Genomic DNA, 22,130 nt, shown 5'->3' with positions numbered 1-22,130 from the left:
GTAGTGGAAAAGCAGTCCAGCAATTATGCACCAAGGCGGAACTTGGTCGGTGTCATTCCGGTTTGACCTCGAAAAAAGCGAGTGAAATGGGACTTGTCAGAATAGCCGAGCATCAGACCGATCTCTGCAATTGTCATCTGGTCTTCTTTTAGGCGCTCCTTTGCCACATCGACACGAAGCCGCTTGATTTCGCGGGGTAGCGTTGTGCCTTGTTGCTGAAGGGCCTTCAGAAACCGTTCCGGCTGTATCCCCAGCAACCCAGCCACTACATTTGGTCCCAAATCGGTTTCATCTAGCTTGTCACGTAAAACAGATCGCAAAGCTGCCACCACGGTTACTTCTTCATCTTGTCGCGGTGAGGCTACGGGTTTGCCAGTACACTCAGAGACATGGTGCAAAAACAACCATTCCACAGGAAAGCTAATTTGCATTCCGGGATAGGTTCCCAAGCCAACCTCGATCCCTTTATAGTCGATAGGTAGACCATTGATGTATCTGCTTTCCCATCGCACGCGCGAAGAATCCCAGGAATCGCCGACGACGGTCTGCAATAGGCGTACATAGATTGCGGCTCCAAAGCCGGTCACCTGAACGGGTGGAACAGTCGGTTCTTGCTGCCTTTCGATACGATAGGTCGCTTTGTCCGCTTCAATGACAAGGCTGTGCCGCACGGAATTGGATTCCTGCGGCACAAGCCGGACAAATCGGGTAAAAAACTCGAATAATGTCTTTGTCGATTGCAAGGCCTGGGCGAAAGGTGGCCATGCTTGCAGGTCAAACGTCTCCCCAACATTCAGTCCAAGATACCGATCCCTTGAAACTTCTGAGAAGGTATTAACCAACCCGTAGACCAACTCTGAATGAACGAACACGGATGGGTCAGACAACAGTTCGGCCTTCAACCCGACCTGATCCAAAGCTGGTTGCGGATCGATCTCGCGGTCGATGAGATACTGCAAAAACGGGGCAGCCAAAGAGAGGCGAATAAAGCCCTCGCTATGCTCTTGAGAGGTGGTGTTGAAAGGCAATCTCGTCACCTTTTTCTAGGATTGAATGCGCTGTTCAGTGGCCATTTTTACTATCACATTCGAACATTATAATTCGAAACTGGCAACCGCGGTAAAGTTTTCCGGACTACAGTTGGTAAAACAAGAATATGAAGGGAGTACCTATGTCCGGTCTACGAATGTCGCTTTACTTGGCGGTAATCGCCGCTGCCGGTCTTTCTTTTTCAGCGTCCGCCCAGGCTCAGGATCAGGAAGAACCCCAAACGCTGTTTACTAACGTGCATGTCTTCGATGGCGTGAATGAACAGCGTATCGAAAATGCGAGCGTTCTGGTCGAGGGCAACTTGATCAAAGCCGTCTCAACCGATGCGATTGATGCCCCCAATGCCGCAGTCATTGACGGAGAGGGACGGACACTGACCCCCGGGTTTATCGAACTGCACGCGCACCTGATGCTGATGGGGCCAACCTTGCCCGCGATGGAGGCCAACACAACGTGGGAAGACTTTGCTATACACGGTGCGCGGATGGCCGAGATGTATTTGATGCAGGGCTTCACCACAGTCAGGGACGCGGGTGGGGCCAATGGCGGGTTACGCCGCGCAATTGACGCAGGCCAAATTGACGGACCGCGTTACTTTCCGTCCGGTGCATTTATCGGAACGCGCGGCGGTCATGCTGACTTTGCGAATTTCACCGCTCCTCCGGGTTCAGAGACAAACATGAGCCGTCTGAACTTGGCGCAGGAGGTGAGCGGAGTGGACGACGTTTACAGGTTCGCGCGCAACAACTTCCGCATGGGTGCGACTCAGTTGAAGTTCATGCAATCCGGGGGTGTCGTTTCGGCCTTCGACCCATGGCAATTGCTGGCTGGATCGCCCGAGGAGATCAGGGCCGCCGTGCAAGTGGCCAATGAATACGGCAGCTATGTCATGGCGCATTCCTATCGCAAGGAAGCGATCCTGAGTGCGCTGGACGCAGGTGTCATGTCCATCGAACATGGCTTTTCGTTTGACTGTGAAATTGCCCAAATCATGAACGAAAAAGGGGCGTATATCACCACCAACCTGACGGCCTTCGATCCCGGACTGCTCGATATTCCAGCGGTAGCAAACGTCCCGTCGAGCCTTGCCAAAGCCAAGTCCGCTTCGGCCACGTTTGCAGGCTACATCGACAATATGAAGGAATGTCCGGTGAAGCGAGGGTTCCAGACCGACTGTGTTGGTTCGGTCGAGGCCTGCAATATCCAGATTGCCTATGAAAAACACCTGAACAACGAGTTTTTCGGGCCCTACACATCTATGGTCACGCTGACATCGACAGGTGGCGAGGTGGTCGCTTTGTCGGGTGACTTCATGAACCCGTATACCGCCGGGAAACTGGGTGTGATCGAAGAAGGTGCCTATGCGGATATCCTGCTTATCGACGGTAACCCGCTCGAAGATTTCTCGGTCGTTGGTACGGGCGATCAGTGGTTCGGTGCCGACCCGAGGCCCGAAAGCCCCGAGACGATCCGCCTGATCATGAAGGACGGCGTCATCTACAAAAACACACTGGATTGACACCTCTAAAGAGCCGGAGAGCATCTATGCACTATGTGTTTCGCACCGTAGTATTGGCAGGGTTGGTTTGGTGTGGACAGTCTGCCATGGCGACGCCCGATACCGCGTTGGACTGGGCAGACCTGCCGGACCCATCCTCGCAGATCTTTGAAGACCCCTACCGTGATCTCAGTCCCGAACAATTCGACGATGTCCTCTACGTCGTGCGATTGCGTGGCAGGCTGCAGCAGAATGATGGCAGTGAAGACGAGCGGCAAAAGTGGCAAATGCTTTTGACCGAGACTGAGGATGCCTTGGCGTCTGATGGAATTGATGTCGACTGGCTACTCGATCAGCGAGAGGTGGTAACGGAACGTCGAAGAAAGGCTGGCACGAACGGAAATCCGGAATTAGACGGCCAAACAATCACACTGGCGGGCTTTGCCATTCCTGCTCCGAATGATCCGGACGGGCGGCCTGTCGCGTATTTAGTGCCGGAACGAGGGATGTGCAGTCATATGCCTCCACCTCCGCCGAACCAGATGATCCGCGTGCGGTTGAACGGGGACTGGACGCCCAGCTATGTCCACGAACCCGTTCGGCTGACCGGTAAGCTGACTATCGATCCTTACGTTCAAAATATGATGGTTGTGGATGGTCTCATGCCGATGAATGCGACCTTCCAGCTAGAGACGGAACGTGTCGAAACTCTGGAAACTGAAGCAGATAGGCTGGAATGGAAGCAGCGAGCCGCTGATCGCATCCGGGCGGCGGGAAATCGCAAGACCGGCGGAGCAAGGGCGCCTGAATGATAAGACTTTTGTTTGCCGCATTGAGCATTGCCTTTGCTGACGCAGCGTCGGCTCAGGGACTATCCGGCCCATCTTCGGTCGAAGCTGATCTAGAGCCCGGAGACGGCCTGACCGACCCACGATACCGTTCCGATTTTCCGCGCAACATCGCGCCGGGTTGGTTTGAGTGGAAAGACCGACTGGCTGAGGGCGGGTTTCGGTTCAACATTGATTACTTGGCGCTGGGTCAAACCACGAACGCTGATCTGGGAGCCAGTGAAGCGGCAAGTGGAATTGCACGCCTCTACGGCAGTTGGCAGGCAACTGAACGGGGCTCTCTAACATTCAAGATCGAAGACCGGCACAGTTACACTGACGTTGCTCCGCAGTTTCTTGGGCTGGATGGCGGAGCGCTTTCGATCACGGGAACAGCCTTCAACGACAATGGTCTGCTATTGACTAACCTTTTCTGGACCCAGAGGGCCGAGAATGGGTCGTGGACGCTGCAAGTCGGGCAGATTGATGTAACGGACTTTGTGGATATCTACGGGTTGGTAAGCCCCTATAGCGGTTTTCAAAACCTGTCTTTCAATACCAACCCGACAATTAACACGCCCAACCAAGGCCTTGGTATTGCCGGTGGGGTAAAGCTGAGCGAGAACCTCTACGCCGTTGCCAGCGTATCAGACGCAAACGCCGACCCGTCCGATCCAAACTTTGATGTGTTTAGCGACGGCAATCTCTTCAAGTCACTCGAGCTTGGTTACACTTCCGGCTTTGATCGCATCTACTTCGACAATATCCATCTGACCCTCTGGCATGCGGATGCGGCTGACGATGGCAGTCGAGCGGAAGATTACGGCGCTGCGTTCTCTGCTGCATGGTTTGTTGACAATAGGTGGATGCCATTCTTTCGGGCAGGGGCCTCAAGACGGACCGCCGCTCTTTATGACCGGTCGGTTTCTGCCGGTTTGGGTTACTATGGCCGCAATACCGATCTGGCCGGTCTGGGCCTGAATTGGGCCGAGGCAAGAGGCATAGACGGTGACCAGTTCACGCTCGAAGCTTTCTACCGGTTTTCAATCTCGCCCGGGCTGCAGATCACACCGTCCCTGCAATACGTTTCCAACCCTCTGCTGAATCCCATGCAGGACAGCATTACACTGTTCAGCCTCAGAACCCGGGTCGTTTTCTGATGTGTCGCGAAAGCAGACGCCAAGAATTTACGAAACATCCTGAATTGCTGACCAAAGAAAGGACTTAACCATGCGTACCCTGTTTCTGGCTGGGACATTGTCTGTGTGTTCGACCTTATGTGTCGCGCAGACGTACGACGTGGTCATTCTCAATGGTCGGGTAATGGATCCGGAAACCGGTTTCGACCAGATCGCTAATGTTGGAATAAGCAACGGCTGGATCACTGCGATTACCGACGAAGACATCGGCGGCAGCGAAGCCATCGATGCGACAGGGCACGTTGTGGCGCCCGGGTTTATCGACCTTGAACAACACGGGCTGGATCCTTGGGGTATCAAGGTCAACCTTCGTGACGGTGTTACGACGCAAATGGATTTTGAGGTCGGGGCCGCGAATATCGACGACTGGTACGCAGCGCGCCAAGGCGTGACGCAGGCAAACTATGGCACGGTCGTTGGACAAGAATTCGCGCGGATGCGGGTGCATGACGGCCTTGTGCTGGAAGGTGGGGACATAGACTTCCGGAACTTTTTCGCACTGCGGGCACAATCTGTGGAAGACGGCGTCGAAGGGTGGTCGTCGGTTCCAAGCAACCGCGAGCAGATGAACGAAATCACTGCCCAACTGGATGAAGGACTACGTCTTGGAGCACTCGGCGTGGGATCGACCATCGGCTACGCCCGCGAAGGCATCACAACCTACGAGATGTTCGAAGCACAGCGGGCTGCGGCGCGTTACGGGCGTTTAACTTCGGTGCATCACCGGTTTCATCCCAGTGCCTCGACACCCACTGAGACACAGACCGGCGTCAACGAAATCCTAGTCAATGCGATGGTGCTCGACGCGCCGCTGCACATTCATCACGACAACGATTATGGGTGGTGGGAAAATCAGGAAAAACTCCAGATGGCCCGCGACCAAGGCTATAACGTCTGGTCCAGTTACTATCCCTGGACCGCCGGATCGGGAAACTACGGAGCCTCCATCATCGCCCCCGAAAATTGGGAAGGCTCGATGGGGTACAAATACGAAGACACTATCTTTGATCCCCAACTCGATCGCTTTGTGACCAAAGACGAGTTCTTGAGCTTTGCCGAGAATGAACCGGGACGGACAGCCATTGTTTTTAGCCCTCCGAGAGAGCAATGGCTCAATGATTGGATCACTATCGCAGGCTATGGCATCTCGGGCGACGGTATGGCCGGGTTGGATATTGAGGGCAATCTGATGAGTTGGGATGCACCCTACGAAGACTATGCCGGGCATCCTCGGTCAGCAGGCAGCCACGCGCTTGTCCTCAGATTGGCCCGCGAAGCGAATGTGCCGCTGATGCTTACGCTCACACAGCTAAGCTACATACACGCGAAGCGATTGGGCGACACAGGTTTGCGTGCAATGCAGGTGCGTGGGCGTATGCAGGAAGGCATGGTCGCAGACATCACGATCTTTGATCCGGAGACTGTGACCGAAAAAGCGAACTATACTCTGGGTCAGCAAGGCCTTCCGTCAGAAGGCATTCCGTATGTGCTTGTTCACGGCACGATTGTTGTCAGGAATAGCGAAGTCCAACGAGATGTTTATGCTGGGCAGCCAATCCGGTTTCCAGTTGAAGAAAGCGGGCGCTTTGTTCCGGCTGGTCGCGAGCAGATCATGGGTATTCTTACGCCGGATACTGGCACTGCCCGACCAACACTGCTTGATGACATTTCAAACAGTGAAGCCAGTGTCGCACCTGCGACTTCGCCAACCAATCAGACTGCATCGGTAAAGCCGAGCGATCCCTTTGATTGGTTCACACCTCGCAACGGACGAGATGACAGTACCCTATTCTTTTGCGTCGTACATGCTCGCTTCGAGGACCCTGCGCAGGCAAAACGCGACTACGCGAAGGCCATGACGTCCAAAACAGGCGGATCCAAACCCAGTCAGTCAGAACAACGAAGAGCAAACTAATTCGCGGAGCCTCGGAGTAGCGAAAAAACCAAAGTCTGCTTTAGAATGGAGAACGATCATCAGCAACCAATCAGCTTTGGGTAGCTTTGTCCGCATGGCAGCTGCCCGTCAGATCAGAATGACCACTCTGAGCCCAATGTGCCGAATGCTGCGACGCGGCTGAATGATCGCTTTGTTTGTCTCCGTGAACGACCCTCCTTGGCGCGCACCTCAATCTCTCACGTCCACTTCGCCGGATCAGCACGCTTTTGAAAGGTCTTGGATCGGGATTGCCGTCGTTCCGGACCGTCGCCTGCCACTTTTCGGTAGGCCGTTTTATGATTGTTGCCATGGCCTATCTCTCCTGTGTTGGAGACAGCTTTTTTGTCTAAGCGCAGCGGAAACAGTTTTTCGCGCAGCACAACAATAGGCACTAGTCGCGCAAGACCTTGATACATTGTGGGGAAGGATGGTGGGTGATGAGAGACTCGAACTCCCGACATCTTCGGTGTAAACGAAGCGCTCTACCAACTGAGCTAATCACCCGTGACGGTGCATGTAGCCAAGCCTGCGCGCGGGCGCAAGAGGGTTGGACAGAAATTCTTTGATCAGTCCGTCATCTCTTTGAGTGCGGCCAGCAGTTGGGCCACTTCCAGCTCGGTATTATAGTGGCAGAGTGATATACGGATGCAGTCGTTCAAGCCCAGCGGGGTCAGAACGTTGCCGCTGTAGTGATCGGCTTTGCGGATATGGGTGCGGATTCCCTGATCGTTCAGGCGGGTCACGACCTCGGCCGAGGGTTTCCCGTGCACCACGATAGACACCAACCCTTCGCGCGCGGGATTATCTGCGCCGCCCAGGACCAAGATATGCTCCATATCTCGCAGGCCGGGCAGGTTGCCGGTGCCTTTGATCATGGTGTTTGTCAGATGGGTTTCGTAGGCGTGGATGGCGCGGCCCGCGGCCTCGATCCTTGCTCGGCGGTCCGTGGCGTTCGAGACCTGCGCGCCCAGCCAGTCGAAATAGGCCACGACATCGGACATGGTGGCGTAAGAGCCGGTGTCGCGGGTTCCGAACTCCCACCCGTCTGAGGGGGCGTCGATCAACTGGTCATGGGGTAGGGCGGTCAACCGGTCCGAGGTCCAGGCAATGCCATAGCCGTGACGCGAGAACACTTTGTAGGGTGAAATCGCATAGCCGTCGACGTTGTAGCTGTCGATATCCAACTGCCCATGGGCTGCGTGCTGGATACCGTCGACAATGATGAAACAGTCAGGCGAGACGTCGCGGATGGCCTGCGCGATGGCGGCAACGTTCATACCCATACCGGTCACGGGCGACGCGTGAACGATCGTGGCCACACGGACGTCGGGGGTCATTGCGGCGCGGTAGGCGTCGGCGGTGACCAGCCCCGTTTCGTCATCGTGCTGGACGTTGACATAATCCAGCCCAGCAATATCGGCCCAGCGTCGGGCGGCGCTGCGGCTAGCGGGATGCTCAATCGAGCTGCCGATCACTTTGCTGCCTTTGGGCGCGTTCACGCAGGCGGTGCGGATCATCCGAAACAGCAGTTCGGTCCCGCTTTCGCCCACAAAGAACTGACCCGAAGACGCATTCATGAACACCGACAAATCGGCCTTGGCTGTATTGATGATATCGACCAGCGCATGGCTAGCCACGTTGTCGCGGCCCTGATTGTCGGGGATCGCGGCGAATTTGGCCGAGGTCTGTACCACCGAATTGAGCGTCAGCGCGCCGCCTGCGTTTTCAAAGAAGATGCGGGGCCCTTGAAACGGGCAGGTTTCAACATGGGCAAAGCGCGCGCGGATCGCGTCAATCAGACCGGGAGTAGTGTGCAGCATGACGGTGGTCCTGTTCTGTGGCTCAGAGCAGCATCCTTCCAGCGGTCGGGCAGATCAATCCTCTTTGCGACACGGCACCGCCTTTTTTGTGCGTAATTTCGGGCGTCTGGACGGGGTCGAAGTGCATCGGTACTTGCGTGCGCCCTGTTGCCTCAGATATCCCCGAGGGGATGTTGATCTAACGGGCGGGCTGGGAATGATCCTGTCACATCTGCGCCGGGCGCTGGTCACGGTTTTCACTTTCTGCGTCCTGATGCTGACCCCGATGCGTGCGGGGGCCGACGGCGTTCTGGTCTTTGCTGCCGCCAGCCTGAAAAACGCGTTGGACGAAATCGCCATCCAGTACGAGGACGCGACCGGGCAAGAGGTCACGGTGTCCTACGCGGCCTCTTCGGTTCTAGCGCGCCAGATTCAGCAGGGCGCTCCGGCAGACCTGTTCATCTCGGCGAATGCCGAGTGGATGGATGTGTTGCAGGAGGGCAGCCTGATTGCGCCCGGATCACGGGTTGATCTGCTGGGCAATAGGTTGGTTCTGATTGGTGGCCCAACGGTCCCAGGGCTGAACGGGTTCGCGGTCGAGACTGATCTGCTGGCGGCATTAGAAGACGGGCATCTGGCCATGGCGCTGGTCGATGCGGTGCCCGCCGGGATTTACGGCAAAGCGGCTCTGACCAATTTGGGCCTGTGGGACGATGTGCAGGGCAAGGTGGCGCAGACTGATAATGTGCGCGCGGCGCTGGCCCTTGTCGCGGCAGGTGCGGTGCCTTTGGGTGTCGTCTATCGGTCGGATGCTACGGTCGAGGACCGGGCCCGCGTCATGGCGACTTTTCCGGACGACTTGCATCCTCCTATCATCTATCCAGCCGCGTTGACCGCAATAGCGGGATCAAAGGCCAAAGCTTTTCTGGATCACTTGCAATCCCCGACCGCGCAGGCGGTGTTCGAGAGGCAGGGATTTTCCCTGCCGGGCCAGTAACGCATGGGTTGGCTGGGACCAGATGAGCTTGAGGCGTTGCGACTGTCGCTGCGCGTTTCATTCTGGGCGACGCTAGTGACGCTGCCGTTTGGGATATTCGTGGCCTATGCGCTGGCACGTTGGCGGTTTCCGGGGCGGCAGGTATTGAACGGGCTGGTGCATCTACCCTTGATCTTGCCTCCGGTTGTCACCGGGTATTTGCTGTTGCTGACCTTTGGGCTGCAGGGACCCCTAGGGCGCGTGATGGCGGAGGTCGGCATCGTTTTCGCATTCCGTTGGACCGGCGCTGCGCTGGCCGCCGGCATCATGGCCTTTCCGCTGATGGTGCGCGCGATCCGTCTGTCGATCGAAGCGGTTGACCCAAAGCTGGAACAGGCCGGCGCAACGCTGGGCGCCTCGCGTCTGATGGTTTTCGCAACCGTCACTCTGCCTATGATCCTGCCGGGCGTGATAGCGGGCGCTATTCTGGCTTTTGCCAAGGCGATGGGCGAATTTGGTGCCACGATCACTTTCGTCTCGAACATCCCCGGACAAACCCAGACGTTGCCATCGGCGGTCTATGCCTTCCTTCAGGTGCCGGGCGGTGAGGCGGCGGCGACCCGACTGGTCGTGATCTCGATCATCATCGCCATGGGCGCGCTTTTGCTGTCGGAATTCATCGGTCGTCGCGTTGCGGCAAGGGTGGCCGGGTCATGAGCTTATCCGTTCGATTGCAGCACGATCTGCCTCATATCAAGCTGGATCTCAGCTTTGATGCGCCTTCGGGTGTGACGGTTCTGTTCGGGAGGTCTGGTTCGGGTAAGACCACGGTTGTCAATGCCGTGGCGGGGTTGCTGAAGCCCGCCTCGGGCCGCGTGTCCGTGGACGGGTGGGAGTTGTTTGACACCGAACAGGGCTTGTGGCTGCCACCGCATAAACGCCGCCTGGGCTATGTGTTTCAGGAAGGGCGCTTGTTCCCCCACCTGACCGTGCGCCAGAACCTGTCCTACGGGCGTTGGTTCGCACCCAAGGGCGCGCGGCGTGAAAACCCGGACAAAGTGATCGAGATGCTGGGTATCGGCCATCTGCTGGACCGCCGCCCTGCGGGTCTGTCGGGGGGTGAGAAACAGCGCGTGGCGATTGGCCGGGCCTTGCTGGCCAGCCCGCGCCTTATTCTGGCCGACGAGCCTCTGGCCGCTCTGGATGATGCGCGCAAGGGTGAGATTCTGCCCTATTTCGAACGGCTCAGGGATGAGGTCTCGGTCCCAATCCTCTACGTCACCCACTCTGCGGCTGAGGTCGCGCGGCTGGCAACGTCGGTCGTTGCTTTGCAGGACGGCAAGGCGGTGCGCCACGGACCAGCCTCCGAGGTTCTGGCCGACCCGTCGGTTGCGCCTGCGGGTATCCGGGCGGTTGGCGCGGTGTTGCAGGTTCGGGTGTCGAAGCACCATGTGGATGGCCTCACGGAATTGGATGCGGGTGGGGCCAGCCTGTTTCTGCCGCGTATTCCGCATCAAATTGGCGAGACCCTGCGTATCCGCATCCCAGCACAAGAGGTCATCCTGTCGAACAAACCGCCCGAGGGGCTTTCGGCCCTGAACGTGCTGTCTGGCACGGTCGACACGATCCGCGCAGGCGACGGGCCGGGCGCTATCGTGTCGCTGCAAACCACTGCCGGTCCGGTTCTGGCCCGCATCACGCGCCGTTCGGTCGATGCGCTGGGTCTGCAAACCGGGATGCAATGTTATGCGGTCATCAAGACAGTTGCGCTTGCCCCGCATGACGTGGGCGGACGGGTGAATCAAAGCTAACCTCTGGCTTTTGTTATCAATCGGGTAACGCAATCGTGGTCAAGCGTGCGCTTGTAACTAAATATTTCAATTCGTCTTATGGACCTAAGCCCAGTGGCATCAGGCCTTTAGGACGGAGGTATTTTCGTGAAAGCTATTCTGGCCGCGATTTTTCTGGTCGTCGTCGCAGGGTCCGCGACCGCGCAGTCAAACAGACCGGGGGTGGGGATTTTCCCCACGTTCCAAGTGATTGTCACGCCTGAGGAGGGTGGCGTCTACAGGGTGGAACCTGTCGGCATTTCGTCGGCCCCGGTCTATTGGTGTGGTATTGGGGACTACGCGGTTCAGACCTTGGGCAAGGCAAGAACTCAGCGTATCTACATCGCCGAAGCCTATGTGCCGGGTGCGCGCACCGTCAAATTCTCGTTCGATCCTCCGGCGGACATCGACACGACCCCTGGCTATTCGCTCACTGTTAACCGCGTGGGGGAAAACTTATCTGCGTCGCGGGCCGAAAACCTGTGCTATGATAGCGTTATTGATTTCCGAAGGAAGAAATAGCGCGGCCAATTCGGCCCGATTAAGGACGCAGATGACATCATGGAAAGCGGCGATTGTGGCAATCGCTATTGTAGTGCCGGGCCTGGCACAGGCTGTTGGGGTGGGGTTCAGGTTGAACCCGGCCATTCGGATCAATGTGGCAGACAAGGGCAATGGCGTTTACGAAGTCTCGACGCGGGGAACGTCGGCGCCGGTGGCCTATTGGTGTGGTATTGGCGATTATGCTATTCGGACGCTCAGAACCAAGGCGACCCAGCGCATCTATATCTACCGCGCCTACGAAAAACAGACCCGCACCGTGCAGTTCTCCCTAACGCCGCCGGAGGGCGCGGATACCAGCACGAGTTATTCCGTCACCGTCAAACGTGTGGGCGAAAATCTGTCGGCAGCCTCGGCGCAGGGGTATTGCTTTGACAATTTCCTGGAGTTTGGGTTCTGACCTCAAACCCACTTTGCCAAAGGTGGCAGGCTCATCAGCACAGCATCGGGATCGTGGCCGGTTTCCAGCCCGAACTTGGTGCCCCGATCATAGACTAGGTTGTATTCCGCATAGAGTCCGCGATGCACCAACTGGGTGTTTTTGTCTGCGTCATCAAACCCCTGCACCCGGCGCTTTTCAACAAGCGGTAGGAAGGCAGGCAAAAACGCGCGGCCGATATCCTGAGTCAACGCAAAGTCCGCCGTCCAGTCGCCGGTGCAATAGTCATCCATGAATATCCCGCCCACACCGCGTGCGCGTTTGCGGTGGGGGATATAGAAATACTCATCCGCCCACTCTTTGAGGCGCGGGTAATGTCCCGGCCCATGCGGGTCCAGATGCGCCTTTTGGACGGAGTGGAAATGGGCGGTGTCGTCTTCATATTCGATACACGGGTTCAGGTCCGACCCGCCGCCGAACCACCAGGCATGCGGGGTCCAGAACATTCGGGTATTCATGTGAACCGCCGGGACATGTGGGTTTTGCATATGCGCCACCAGCGAAATGCCCGAAGCCCAGAACCGCGGGTCCTCGGTCATGCCCGGAATGCCCTTGCGCGCTGCCATAGCGTGCTGCGCTCGCTCGCCCAGCGTGCCGTAAACGGTCGAGACGTTGACGCCCACTTTCTCGAACACACGACCGCCGCGCATGACCGACATCAATCCTCCGCCCGCGTCTGACCCATCATCCGAATGGCGCTTGGTTTCCTTGACCTCGAACCGGCCGGGTTGAGCTGCGGCAAAGGGGCCGGTGTCGTGGCTGTCTTCCAGCGCTTCAAACGCGACTACAATGTCGTCGCGCAGTTGGCGGAACCAGGCAGAGGCGGTGGATTTTTCGATCTCGAACATAAGCTTAGTGGGCCGGGGCTGCGACGGGGTCTAGCAGGGTGCGACCGCCGTCAATGGTAAGGATTTGTCCGGTGATGAACCCTGCCGCGTCCGAGGCCAGGAACTGCGCCGTCTCGGTCAATTCGGTCGGGGCGGCAATGCGTGCCAGCGGCGTGTGTTTCTCGATATCATCGCGGAAATCGCGGTTTTCCTTGAGCGTGGACTGCAACGAGGCGCTCATCACAGACCCCAACGCGATCGAGTTTACGCGGATGCGATGCGGGGCGAAGGCCACGGCCAACGATCGCGTCATCTGATCCAACGCGGCGGTCGAGACCGAATAGGCCATCAGGTCCGGGTGCGTACGGCGTGCGGCAATCGAGGAAAGGTTGATGATCGATCCGGCGGGCGCGTCGCCGTCACCGGCCTGTTTGATCATGCGCTTGGCCACAACCTGGCTGAGACGCAGAGCAGGCATCAGGTTCTGATTCAGCAAGGTTTTGACCGAGTCATCATCGGTATCCAGCGGGTCCGACGGGATCACCTGCCGTGAGCCATTGATCAGGATATCCACTTGGTCGAAGGCGTCTATCGTGGCCGAAAGTAGGTTTGCAATGGTCAGTTTTTCACGCAGATCGCCCGCGAAGAAGCGGATGTTGCTGTCATCGGCCTGTTCGCCCAGTTCCTCGGCCAGGCGCTTCTCGTCCATGTCAGCGAACATCACATTGGCGCCTGCATCCGCAAAATGCCGACCGATTGCCAGGCCAACGCCATTGGCGCCGCCGGTCACGATGGCGGTCTTGCCTGTTATGGAAAAGGACATGCGGAACCTCCCTGAGTTGCGCGCAGGTTAACCGGGATCATCGCCGAGGGCGAGAGGCGTGGAACACCTTGAACCGATTGTCTCCGGTCACTTCTTCGACACGCGCGAATGTGTCGTTCAGAGTTGTTTCGTAAGGCAGGTGGCGATTGGCCACCATCCACAGCTCTCCGTGCTTCGCCAGATTGCGCGCAGCGGATTGAATAAAGCCCTGACCCAGCGCGGGGTCTGCGCTGCGCGAAGTGTGAAAGGGCGGGTTCATAACAACCGCGTCCAGCCCCTCGGGCGCACGCCACGTCACGGCGTCCGCCCAATGGAACGATACCGTTTCGTCGGTGACGTTTGTCTTGGCGCAGGTCAGGGCGATGTGGTCTGCCTCAACCAGATACAGACTGCGCAGCCCTTGTTTTTGCAGCAGGTTTGCGGACAGGAAGCCCCAGCCCGCGCCCAGATCAGCCACCCGCGCGCCTAGTTTAGCGGGCAATGCGTCCAGCAACAGCGCAGAGGCCGGGTCAACTCCGTCCGCCGAGAACACACCAGGGGCAGTTTTAAACCCGTCCACCACTTGCGACTTGGGCGCAGCCCAATCGGCGAACGCCGCTGGATCGGAGGTGAACCAGAATATCTTGCCATGCGCCTTGGAAATCGGCCCTTCGACTGGAACGCGTTTGCGAATGTCCTTCAGCAGGCTGTCCACCCCGTCGGTTTTGGCTCCGTCCACAACGATTAAGCCCTCGGCGCGTAAACAGGCTTGTTGCACAAGACTGCGGGCCAGTGACTTGGCGCGGGGCAGAAAGATTACCGCGTCTTGACACGCATGTCTGGCCTCGGGTGTGACGTCAAACCCCTGCGCTTCAAAATGGTCGTGGAATGGTTTGAACGACTGCACCACCTGCGCGTCGCGCGGCATCGCGGACAGGTCGTGGGTAGGTGTCGGACCGATCACAGTCAGCGGCTGTGACAGCGCAAGGCCGCTGTTCAAGGCAAGATCAAGACGAGGGGACATCAGCGATTTACGGGAAGAGTAGGGTTACTCTTCGCGTTCCATGGTGCATTGCAGGGGGTGCTGGTGCCTGCGGGCGAAATCCATCACCTGACCCACCTTGGTTTCGGCAATCTCATGGCTGAAGACGCCAACGACGGCGACGCCTTTCTTATGCACGGTCAGCATGATCTCGAACGCCTGCGCGTGGGTCATGCCGAAGAAACGTTCAAGCACATGAACCACGAACTCCATCGGGGTGTAGTCATCATTCAGCAGAAGGACTTTGTACAGCGGTGGGCGTTTGGTCTTTGGGCGCGTCTCGACCAGGACAGACGAGCCACCCTCGTCATCCGATTTGTCAGACATTGTCCATTGATTTTCAAACATTGCGCGCACCTATACCGATTCAGGCTTCGGTTTATCTGAGCGGTTATATAACGTCCAAGGGGCCAGAGAAAAGAGCCAGCAGGACGCAAATGCAATGGAAAACAAGCTGACCATCGTCGGGTTCGATGCTGATGACACGTTGTGGCACAATGAGCGTTTCTTTCAACTGACACAGGCGCATTTCGCCGACCTTCTGGTAGATCACGCCGAGCGGGATCATCTGATGGACCGCCTTCTGGCCGCTGAAAAGCGTAATATCCGCCATTATGGTTATGGAATCAAAGGCTTCACCTTGTCGATGATCGAGACAGCCATTGAGGTGACGGAAGACCGAGTGCCTGCCTCGGTCATTCGCCAATTGATCGAAGCCGGGCAAGAGATGTTGGCCCACCCTATCGAATTGCTGCCCCATGCCCGCGAAGCGATCGAGGCTGTCGCGACGACTCACAAGGTTGTTTTGATCACCAAAGGTGATCTGATCGACCAAGAGCGAAAGCTGGCCCAATCAGGTTTGGGCGAACTGTTTGATGAGGTCGAGATCGTTTCGGAAAAGACCGCGGGGACATACACCGAAATTTTCGCGCGTCACGGGGATGGGCCGGAACATGCGATGATGGTTGGCAATTCGATGCGGTCCGATGTGGTCGCCCCGATTCAGGCTGGGTGTTGGGGCGTCTATGTGCCCCACGGGCTGATATGGGAGATCGAAGAAGCCGAGGTCCCATCCACCTCACAGCGCTACAAAGAACTGCGGGATCTTGGGGAGCTGTCGGGGTTCATCAACACGTTTTCCTGATGTTGCCGAATGGCCCCAGTTACAAAAAATTGATGCCAAGGGGCGTGGAGGCGCTGCGTCAGGCGCTGATCTAGTGGGTGCGCGGTGGTTCTGTTCTACATATTGTGGTGCGACACGCCTTGAAACAAACGACGATTTAGCCAGCTTTCGGTTTCTTTCGCGCGACCTCTGTGTTACGCTGGTGGGCAATAAAATAAATGATTTGCTGACCGGGAAAACCCGGCGGCCCGAGGTAGACAGAGGCAAAGATCGTGCAGGTTCGGCGGACAGTTCCGGCCCGAATGGGCTTATTTCTTATAGCATTCGTATGGCTGCTTTCCTTGGTGCCGGTGCAATCTGTCGCCGCGCCTTATGCAGCGATGGTGATTGACGCACGCACCGGCGAGGTGCTGCATTCGCGCAATGCCGACACCCGGCTGCACCCTGCGTCACTGACCAAGATGATGACGCTCTATATCGCGTTCGAGGCCGTTCGGAATGGCGAGATTGAGCTGGACACGCAGGTTCGCATAACCAAAGCGGCGGCTGCAGAGCCTCCGTCCAAGTTGGGTTTGCGCTCGGGACAGCGAATTGCTTTCCGGTATCTGATCCGCGCGGCGGCGGTGAAATCCGCAAATGACGCGGCGACGGCCATCGGGATCGCCATCAGCGGCTCCGAAGCGGCATTTGCCCGCCGCATGACCCGGACCGCCAAAGCGATGGGTATGAGCCGCACGACCTTCAAGAACGCCCATGGCCTGACCGAGTCGGGCCACCTGTCCACGGCGCGCGACATGACCACGCTGGGGCGGCATCTGCTGTATGATTATCCGCAATATTACAACCTGTTCTCACGTCGTTCGACCGATGCCGGGATCAAGACGGTGCCCAATACGAACCGCCGCCTTTTGGCCGCCTATAAAGGCGCGGACGGGATCAAGACCGGCTACACGCGGGCTGCGGGTTTCAACCTTGTGGCCTCGGCCAAGCGCAAGGATGAACGGATCATCGCTACCGTCTTTGGCGGCAAATCGGGTGCATCGCGCAATGCCAAAGTGGCAGAATTGCTGGATATGGGCTTCCGCCGCGCCCCGTCGCGCGCGCCCATTCGCAAGCCTTCGCGTCCGGCTTATGCGGGCAATGCGGGCCTGAATGTGCAGGTTGCCCGTCTGGTCGGTGCCCCGACCACCAGCCTGCGTCCGGTTGTACGCCCAAGCGCGGCGACTGTGCAGTTGGCCGGGGCCGTCGCCGCCACGGCTGCGCAGCATGATGCACGCATCCAGAATGGGATCGCCGCAGCCATCGCGCAGGCGGATGTGCAGGCTCCAACGGGGGACACACCGCGCCCCGCAGCGCGCCCGGATAGCCTGGTTCTGGCCTCGACCGACCCGAATGTTCAGCCAGAACCCGAGCCCGAAATCGTCACCCGTCTGTCTACCTCGGGTGGACATTTGTGGGGTGTGAATGTGGGCCGCTATACCACGCGATACGAGGCCGAGAAGGTGCTGTTGAAAACCGCTCTGGCGGAAATGACCACTCTGGAAGGCACGTTGCGCAAAGTGAACCAAAGCGCGCGCGGCTTCGATGCGACGTTTCAGGGCATGACCCGCGAACAGGCCGATCTGGCGTGCCGCAGGCTGCAGGCCCGCAACGTCACCTGTTTCATGATCGGGCCGTCATAAGACCCGACATTCTCTCTCCTGGTTGGATTTGGCTGCGAGGAAACTCGCAGCCTTTTTTTGGCGCTTTATACAAGACATCAGCGCTTCAGTCGAACACATGGCCGTGCTGATATTGCTCATCCTGCCCGGCCGCGGCGGTCAGCGCGGCGACATTATCCTTGGTGAAAAAGCCATCATATTTGTGGCAACGTTCGATATATTCGGTGATCAGCAGCGTGTTTTTCGAGTGTTTCGAGAAGATCTGCTTAAGGTTCGGATCATCCTTACATTCACCCACCACATGGGCCAGAAATGGCACGCCCTTATCCTTGAGCGTATTCACCACGAAATCCACGTTCTTTTCACCCGCGCCGTGATCGCCATCCTGAACTTCGACCGCCATGTGATGCAGGCGACGGCCGAAATTGCGGACAAAATCCTCGGTCGGCATCGGCAGCTTGGCGAAGGAATTCACGAAGGACGGCGTGTTGTTGGCGGTGAACACTTTGGCAGGCGATTTCTTGTCGTCATCTACGTTTGGGTTTCGGTTCACATTGGTGGACGAATTCATCTCAGAGATGTTGTACGCCCCCCAGAAATAGTAGGGCACCATGGTCAGAAATTCGAGGATCGCGTCCTCACGCTCGCCGGCCAGAACCCGCGTGGCGAGGTGGTCAATGCCCAGCATCAGCGGTGCAATCTTGCTGTCCGCACCAAATGCGGCGGCCTGATCCAGACGGGCTTTTTCGTCGTCGCTCAGCAAAATCCGGTCGCCTAGGCCCAGGCTGTCGGTGTCGTTGAAATCCAGCGTCGAATAGCCCACCCGGTTGCAGGTGAAATCCGACGGGGTTGTGAAGCGCAGGCCATCCAGCGTGTAGAACGGGTTTTCGGTGTCCCCAGAATATTCGAATCGAATATTCTGATCCTGTAGCGTTTGGGTCAGCGCAGTCAGGTCGGAAGCGGCAAAAACCTCTCCGACATAGCGGGTCTGCGGGGTCTTCCGCGCCAGCGGATACATACGGTTGATGCGGGGGATAAAGTCTTCGAACGATGGATTGAGTGGCGCCATCACAACCAGCGCCGGATAGTCGGGATGCGAGTGCAGGACAGAGAATTTATGTGTGTGCCCCAGATAGCTGGCCGTGTGGCGATAGGGTGTCATCACGTAGAGCTCGACCAGAGTGTCAAACAGCGCATCAGTTTCCACCTGTATCACGATTGCCTTCATCGCCCCGACCAGATCGGCAACGCCCGAGCTGGTGCGGCGTTCGTAGATTTTGGGCAGATATTCGGTGAAAAAATCCGAGTTTTTCTTGTCGCCGCGCGGTTGGTAAGACATCAGGTCGAAAGACATTAAGCTATCTCCTTGCTCCTGCGCCTCAAAGGCGGCGCAGGGTGTTGCCGGGATTGTGGTATTCAGAACATGGACTTGTGGTCATGCTAGGGGCTGAAACTGACCCCGGCAACACTAAGGGTGTAGCCGCTTCGTCTTAAGCCAATCTGATCAGCGGATGAACTTCGTCACCTCGACCCCGCCTGCAATCAGGTTTTCGCGCGCCGAGGCTGCGATTTGCACTGCCGTTGGGCCATCTCCGTGCAGGCAGATGGTGTCGATCGAAGTTTCTAGCCGTTTGCCGGATTCTGTGATGATGGCCCCTTCGCGCACCATGTTCAGGATGCGTGGGCCAGCTAGGTCGGGGTCATGGATGACAGCGCCGGGCAAGCTTCGATCCACCAGCGTTCCGTCGTCATTATAGGCGCGGTCGGCAAAAATCTCTCCGACCCATTTGCAGCCAAGGTCGCGCACGGCCTCTTCTTGCTTGGTGACGGCCAGCACCATGATGATGATATCGGGGTCCACGTCCAACGCACCCTGATAGCAGGCGCGCGCCATATCCACATCAACCGAGCACATATTGGCCAACGCGCCGTGCAATTTCAGATGCCGGACTTTGGTACCAACCGCCTGCGCCATACCCAACGCGGCCCCCAGTTGATAGCGCACCAGATTGCGCAAGGACGCATGTGGTATTTTCATGTTGCGGCGACCAAAGCCCTGTAGATCGGGAAAGCCGGGATGCGCACCGATCCCAACGCCGTTTTCTGCGGCCAGCGTCATCGTCTGCGCCATCACATCCCAGTCGCCTGCATGAAAGCCACATGCGATATTGGCCGAGGTGATGATCTTCAGCAGGCTGTCATCATCGCCCATCTTCCAGGGGCCAAAGCTTTCCCCCATATCCGCATTCAGATCGACGCTGGGCATCGGCAATTCTCCTTTATTCGGTGGCTGAGATCACTCCGCCGATTAACTGGTAAGACAGAAGGTCCGGGATGTCGTGCGGATCGCGAACCATCGGCTCAACACGGCCGGGCAGCTGCGCCAGATCGGCCAAATAGGCGGCGTGCAGGGTGATGGCCTCTTCCAGAGACACAAACTCAAACCGTATCTCACCCCCAGCCGGGGTTTGCGCCGCGCGGGGAATGTCGCAAGGCAGTACGGTCGCGATACGGGGATAACCGCCCGTTGTCTGACATTCGGGGAGCAGGATGAAAGGATTGCCCGTGCCGGTCATCTGAATGTCTCCGGGAGTAATAACCTCGGACAGGATATTGAGCTGCCCATTGGCGGCAAAGCCCTCGCCCGCGCTTTCAAGCTGCATCCCCATCCGGTTCGCTCGCGCGCCCCGCTGGAAACTGGTCAGCGCGAACCGATCCAGCGTGTCCTGATCGAACAGAGAAGTCTGGAAGCTGGCCAAAACGCGAAGACGCCCCCCGGAAAACCTATCATCGGGCCGCAGCTTCATACCCGCTCGTCCAGCCCCGCCTTTGGCAGGCAACTGATCACCGGCCTGAACGGCCCGTCCGACCTTGGCGGTCAGATGGGCCGCGCGAGACCCCAGAAACAGAGGCGTATCAATCCCGCCGCTCAGGTGGAGGTAGCCATACGTGCCTTGCGTGGCCGCCCCAATGGACAGACGTTGACCTGGCTCCAACCTGTGCGAGGCGTTCCACATGGCCGGACTGCCATCAATGCTGGCCTGCATCGGTGCACCGGTCAGGGCGATATCAGTGCCTAGAGTGGCTTCGAAGTCTCCGCCCATTCCGGCCATTTCCAACGCGGCCAAATCCGTGCTTTGCGCCAACAGCGCCGCGGCTTCGTGAAGGGCCGTTATGTCCGCGGCACCCGAACGCGACAGGCCCTGATCCAGATATCCAGTGCGGCCTTGATCCTGTATGGTGCAGGCGGGACCGATGCGCAGAACTGACAGGCTCATCCTTCGATCTCCTGACACGTCGCGCCGCCCATCCCGTCTCCATTGACTGCGCGGATGGCGTTCAACTCATCGGCAGATATGGGAACGAATTGCATCTCGTCACCGGGTCTTAGGGCAAAGCTGTCGGGCGCATCTGGACGGAAGCATCGGAACGCCGTTTGCCCCACATGCCGCCAGCCCGTGGGTGTAGCCCCCGAAAACAGAACGAATTGCGATATGGCCAGAACCAGCGCACCTTCAGGCACCATAGGGGTCAGATCCTTGAGGCGCGGAATGTTGAATTCCGGTCCAAGCGGCCCGAGGTAAGGTTGCCCAGGGGCAAAACCAATGGTCAGTACCCGCACCCGCGTGGCACTGAGGCGCTGCACAGCCTCGGCCGGTTCCAGACCAGCGGCCTGGGCGGCGTCATCCAATTGCGGCGCAAGCTCACCACCATAAACAGTAGGGACGGTCCAAAGCCTGCGACCCGCAGGCATCGCCGCTTTGTACCAGTCCTTTTGTGCTAACAGGTGTGTCAACCAGTCCTTGATGTCAGAATGCGGCAGCACGGCCGGATCAAACCGAACATAGGCCGACGCCAATGAGGCCGATGTCTCAAGAACGCCGGCCCAGTTTAACGCATCGATTGCCCCCCGAAATGCCAATGCCGCCCTGTTGGAAGGTTCAGCCATGGTATCTGCAAATGAGATCAGCAGCCCGTCGAAGCCAACGGTGCGAATACAGGGAAAAGTGTCAGCGTATTTCGAGGTCATTTCATGATGCGCGCTTATCCTGACTGCGACCTGACCCCATTAGGTCAGATTGCGCAAGGTTAAGCTGGGGCTGTTCTGTTGAAATTGGTTTTTTTGGCGCGGTCCACTTGGTTTTGGGTGGGCGGATTCCGAGTCGAATCCACCCTTCGACTCGGGGGTTATTGTGGCCAAACAGGTATCATCCACTATATATAGACTGGATTGGAGGTTCGCCGTTTGCGTACTTAGGTGATTGCGATGGGTGGACGCAGGTTTCCGTCATCGAAGTGCAGCCTAAGTGCTTGTGAAATATAAAAGAAAAAGAGTTTCGCAAAAAAAATTCGCTTTTTGTCATTTTGCTGTTGCAGAGGCCATCGGTAAACCTTAGAACCCCCTTCACCGGCGCTGCTGAGGCGGTGCTGGGGCGCTGGAGACGGTGCTGACGGACTGGAAAGACGGTTGAGACGCTCAGGATAGACTGGGGGCATCTGAGGTTGAGGTTTAGGCGGGCGCGCTGAGGGATTGGCGCAACGGTCTGGTTTTTGGCTCTGG

At 57.8% G+C, this 22,130-nt stretch carries 22 protein-coding genes and 1 tRNA gene; 11 read left to right on the top strand and 12 right to left on the bottom strand.

The annotated features are described in order from the left end of the window. Positions 1–23: 23 nt before the first annotated feature. Positions 24–1,028: an AraC family transcriptional regulator gene (locus AC2FJ6_RS08925; protein WP_496668862.1), complete on the bottom strand. Its 1,005-nt coding sequence runs from the start codon at positions 1,026–1,028 to the stop codon at positions 24–26. 143 nt (positions 1,029–1,171) lie between these two features. Between AC2FJ6_RS08925 and AC2FJ6_RS08920 the strand changes: the two genes are divergently transcribed. The 4 genes from AC2FJ6_RS08920 (at position 1,172) to AC2FJ6_RS08905 (ending at position 6,489) form a co-directional block, all read left to right on the top strand. Further along, a complete protein-coding gene (locus AC2FJ6_RS08920; RefSeq protein WP_496668860.1) occupies positions 1,172–2,569 on the top strand; it encodes an amidohydrolase family protein in 1,398 nt (465 codons plus the stop codon). A 26-nt stretch (positions 2,570–2,595) separates the two neighbouring features. Continuing rightward, the gene (locus tag AC2FJ6_RS08915; protein WP_496668858.1) at positions 2,596–3,360 is read left to right on the top strand and encodes a DUF3299 domain-containing protein; all 765 of its coding nucleotides are present in this window, start codon (positions 2,596–2,598) and stop codon (positions 3,358–3,360) included. Next, a complete protein-coding gene (locus tag AC2FJ6_RS08910; protein WP_496668855.1) occupies positions 3,357–4,535 on the top strand; it encodes a carbohydrate porin in 1,179 nt (392 codons plus the stop codon). Before AC2FJ6_RS08915 ends, AC2FJ6_RS08910 begins: the two co-directional genes overlap by 4 nt. A 70-nt stretch (positions 4,536–4,605) precedes the next feature. After that, a complete protein-coding gene (locus tag AC2FJ6_RS08905; protein ID WP_170775781.1) occupies positions 4,606–6,489 on the top strand; it encodes an amidohydrolase family protein in 1,884 nt (627 codons plus the stop codon). Positions 6,490–6,938: 449 nt separating this feature from the next. Here the strand turns inward: AC2FJ6_RS08905 and AC2FJ6_RS08900 are convergent. Together AC2FJ6_RS08900 and AC2FJ6_RS08895 are read right to left on the bottom strand one after the other, a co-directional pair. Continuing rightward, positions 6,939–7,014: transfer RNA gene (locus AC2FJ6_RS08900), tRNA-Val, on the bottom strand. Between the two features lie 62 nt (positions 7,015–7,076). Continuing rightward, on the bottom strand, positions 7,077–8,330 hold the full coding sequence (locus AC2FJ6_RS08895) for an aminotransferase class V-fold PLP-dependent enzyme (protein WP_170775783.1): 1,254 nt from the start codon (positions 8,328–8,330) through the stop codon (positions 7,077–7,079). Between AC2FJ6_RS08895 and modA the strand changes: the two genes are divergently transcribed. The 5 genes from modA to AC2FJ6_RS08870 all read left to right on the top strand — a co-directional run bounded on the left by modA (position 8,329) and on the right by AC2FJ6_RS08870 (position 12,075). Continuing rightward, positions 8,329–9,306, top strand: coding sequence for a molybdate ABC transporter substrate-binding protein (gene modA / locus AC2FJ6_RS08890; protein ID WP_331252156.1), 978 nt, complete (start codon positions 8,329–8,331; stop codon positions 9,304–9,306). The two genes, AC2FJ6_RS08895 and modA, sit on opposite strands and share 2 nt — an antisense overlap. A 3-nt stretch (positions 9,307–9,309) precedes the next feature. Continuing rightward, positions 9,310–10,002, top strand: coding sequence for a molybdate ABC transporter permease subunit (gene modB / locus AC2FJ6_RS08885; RefSeq protein ID WP_170775785.1), 693 nt, complete (start codon positions 9,310–9,312; stop codon positions 10,000–10,002). Next, complete coding sequence (modC, locus tag AC2FJ6_RS08880; RefSeq protein ID WP_170775787.1) at positions 9,999–11,096, top strand: molybdenum ABC transporter ATP-binding protein; 1,098 nt, start codon at positions 9,999–10,001, stop codon at positions 11,094–11,096. Before modB ends, modC begins: the two co-directional genes overlap by 4 nt. Before the next feature lie 126 nt (positions 11,097–11,222). After that, a complete protein-coding gene (locus AC2FJ6_RS08875) occupies positions 11,223–11,636 on the top strand; it encodes a hypothetical protein (protein WP_170775789.1) in 414 nt (137 codons plus the stop codon). Between the two features lie 31 nt (positions 11,637–11,667). After that, positions 11,668–12,075, top strand: a complete 408-nt coding sequence (locus AC2FJ6_RS08870; protein ID WP_170775791.1) for a hypothetical protein — start codon at positions 11,668–11,670, stop codon at positions 12,073–12,075. Between the two features lie 2 nt (positions 12,076–12,077). On the opposite strand, the gene hemF is transcribed toward AC2FJ6_RS08870, so the two are convergent. The 4 genes from hemF to clpS are packed head-to-tail and all read right to left on the bottom strand — an operon-like array spanning position 12,078 to position 15,133. Continuing rightward, a complete protein-coding gene (hemF, locus tag AC2FJ6_RS08865; protein ID WP_170775792.1) occupies positions 12,078–12,962 on the bottom strand; it encodes an oxygen-dependent coproporphyrinogen oxidase in 885 nt (294 codons plus the stop codon). Between the two features lie 4 nt (positions 12,963–12,966). Continuing rightward, positions 12,967–13,764 carry an SDR family NAD(P)-dependent oxidoreductase gene (locus AC2FJ6_RS08860; RefSeq protein WP_170775794.1) on the bottom strand — a complete coding sequence of 266 codons (798 nt, stop codon included), beginning with the start codon at positions 13,762–13,764 and terminating at the stop codon, positions 12,967–12,969. A gap of 37 nt (positions 13,765–13,801) precedes the next feature. Beyond that, positions 13,802–14,767 carry a class I SAM-dependent methyltransferase gene (locus AC2FJ6_RS08855; protein ID WP_170775796.1) on the bottom strand — a complete coding sequence of 322 codons (966 nt, stop codon included), beginning with the start codon at positions 14,765–14,767 and terminating at the stop codon, positions 13,802–13,804. A gap of 24 nt (positions 14,768–14,791) precedes the next feature. Then, complete coding sequence (gene clpS, locus AC2FJ6_RS08850; RefSeq protein WP_170775798.1) at positions 14,792–15,133, bottom strand: ATP-dependent Clp protease adapter ClpS; 342 nt, start codon at positions 15,131–15,133, stop codon at positions 14,792–14,794. A 94-nt stretch (positions 15,134–15,227) separates the two neighbouring features. Here clpS and AC2FJ6_RS08845 point away from each other — a divergent pair, with 94 nt between their 5' ends. After that, positions 15,228–15,929, top strand: coding sequence for an HAD family hydrolase (locus AC2FJ6_RS08845; protein ID WP_170775800.1), 702 nt, complete (start codon positions 15,228–15,230; stop codon positions 15,927–15,929). Positions 15,930–16,210: 281 nt separating this feature from the next. Further along, positions 16,211–17,590, top strand: a complete 1,380-nt coding sequence (locus AC2FJ6_RS08840; RefSeq protein WP_170775802.1) for a D-alanyl-D-alanine carboxypeptidase family protein — start codon at positions 16,211–16,213, stop codon at positions 17,588–17,590. An 85-nt stretch (positions 17,591–17,675) separates the two neighbouring features. Here AC2FJ6_RS08840 and AC2FJ6_RS08835 read toward each other — a convergent pair whose 3' ends face one another. From AC2FJ6_RS08835 to AC2FJ6_RS08815, 5 genes are all read right to left on the bottom strand, one after another. Then, positions 17,676–18,923, bottom strand: a complete 1,248-nt coding sequence (locus AC2FJ6_RS08835) for a hypothetical protein (protein WP_170789808.1) — start codon at positions 18,921–18,923, stop codon at positions 17,676–17,678. A 150-nt stretch (positions 18,924–19,073) separates the two neighbouring features. Next, entirely contained in the window at positions 19,074–19,835 is a 762-nt protein-coding gene (locus AC2FJ6_RS08830; protein ID WP_170775806.1) for a LamB/YcsF family protein, read from the bottom strand. 13 nt (positions 19,836–19,848) lie between these two features. Next, the gene (locus tag AC2FJ6_RS08825; protein ID WP_496668852.1) at positions 19,849–20,847 is read right to left on the bottom strand and encodes a 5-oxoprolinase subunit C family protein; all 999 of its coding nucleotides are present in this window, start codon (positions 20,845–20,847) and stop codon (positions 19,849–19,851) included. Further along, positions 20,844–21,599: a 5-oxoprolinase subunit B family protein gene (locus AC2FJ6_RS08820; RefSeq protein WP_496668849.1), complete on the bottom strand. Its 756-nt coding sequence runs from the start codon at positions 21,597–21,599 to the stop codon at positions 20,844–20,846. Before AC2FJ6_RS08820 ends, AC2FJ6_RS08825 begins: the two co-directional genes overlap by 4 nt. Positions 21,600–21,823: 224 nt before the next feature. Beyond that, positions 21,824–22,130: hypothetical protein (locus tag AC2FJ6_RS08815; protein ID WP_496668847.1), on the bottom strand; the 307-nt coding region annotated here is incomplete at its 5' end.

Source organism: Ruegeria sp. CDSA089 (genome assembly GCF_059612205.1).
Note: the sequence above shows the minus strand (reverse complement) of the source record. Positions and strands in the feature narration are given on the sequence as shown.

Bases quoted from the DNA above. Each gene is read 5' to 3' on its own strand.
- AC2FJ6_RS08920 (WP_496668860.1), top strand. From the start codon at position 1,172: ATGTCCGGTCTACGAATGTCGCTTTACTTGGCGGTAATCGCCGCTGCC.
- AC2FJ6_RS08915 (WP_496668858.1), top strand. From the start codon at position 2,596: ATGCACTATGTGTTTCGCACCGTAGTATTGGCAGGGTTGGTTTGGTGT.
- AC2FJ6_RS08910 (WP_496668855.1), top strand. From the start codon at position 3,357: ATGATAAGACTTTTGTTTGCCGCATTGAGCATTGCCTTTGCTGACGCA.
- AC2FJ6_RS08905 (WP_170775781.1), top strand. From the start codon at position 4,606: ATGCGTACCCTGTTTCTGGCTGGGACATTGTCTGTGTGTTCGACCTTA.
- modA (WP_331252156.1), top strand. From the start codon at position 8,329: ATGACGGTGGTCCTGTTCTGTGGCTCAGAGCAGCATCCTTCCAGCGGT.
- AC2FJ6_RS08895 (WP_170775783.1), bottom strand. From the start codon at position 8,330: ATGCTGCACACTACTCCCGGTCTGATTGACGCGATCCGCGCGCGCTTT.
- modB (WP_170775785.1), top strand. From the start codon at position 9,310: ATGGGTTGGCTGGGACCAGATGAGCTTGAGGCGTTGCGACTGTCGCTG.
- modC (WP_170775787.1), top strand. From the start codon at position 9,999: ATGAGCTTATCCGTTCGATTGCAGCACGATCTGCCTCATATCAAGCTG.
- AC2FJ6_RS08870 (WP_170775791.1), top strand. From the start codon at position 11,668: ATGACATCATGGAAAGCGGCGATTGTGGCAATCGCTATTGTAGTGCCG.
- hemF (WP_170775792.1), bottom strand. From the start codon at position 12,962: ATGTTCGAGATCGAAAAATCCACCGCCTCTGCCTGGTTCCGCCAACTG.
- AC2FJ6_RS08860 (WP_170775794.1), bottom strand. From the start codon at position 13,764: ATGTCCTTTTCCATAACAGGCAAGACCGCCATCGTGACCGGCGGCGCC.
- AC2FJ6_RS08855 (WP_170775796.1), bottom strand. From the start codon at position 14,767: ATGTCCCCTCGTCTTGATCTTGCCTTGAACAGCGGCCTTGCGCTGTCA.
- clpS (WP_170775798.1), bottom strand. From the start codon at position 15,133: ATGTTTGAAAATCAATGGACAATGTCTGACAAATCGGATGACGAGGGT.
- AC2FJ6_RS08845 (WP_170775800.1), top strand. From the start codon at position 15,228: ATGGAAAACAAGCTGACCATCGTCGGGTTCGATGCTGATGACACGTTG.
- AC2FJ6_RS08840 (WP_170775802.1), top strand. From the start codon at position 16,211: ATGGGCTTATTTCTTATAGCATTCGTATGGCTGCTTTCCTTGGTGCCG.
- AC2FJ6_RS08835 (WP_170789808.1), bottom strand. From the start codon at position 18,923: ATGTCTTTCGACCTGATGTCTTACCAACCGCGCGGCGACAAGAAAAAC.
- AC2FJ6_RS08830 (WP_170775806.1), bottom strand. From the start codon at position 19,835: ATGCCCAGCGTCGATCTGAATGCGGATATGGGGGAAAGCTTTGGCCCC.
- AC2FJ6_RS08825 (WP_496668852.1), bottom strand. From the start codon at position 20,847: ATGAGCCTGTCAGTTCTGCGCATCGGTCCCGCCTGCACCATACAGGAT.
- AC2FJ6_RS08820 (WP_496668849.1), bottom strand. From the start codon at position 21,599: ATGACCTCGAAATACGCTGACACTTTTCCCTGTATTCGCACCGTTGGC.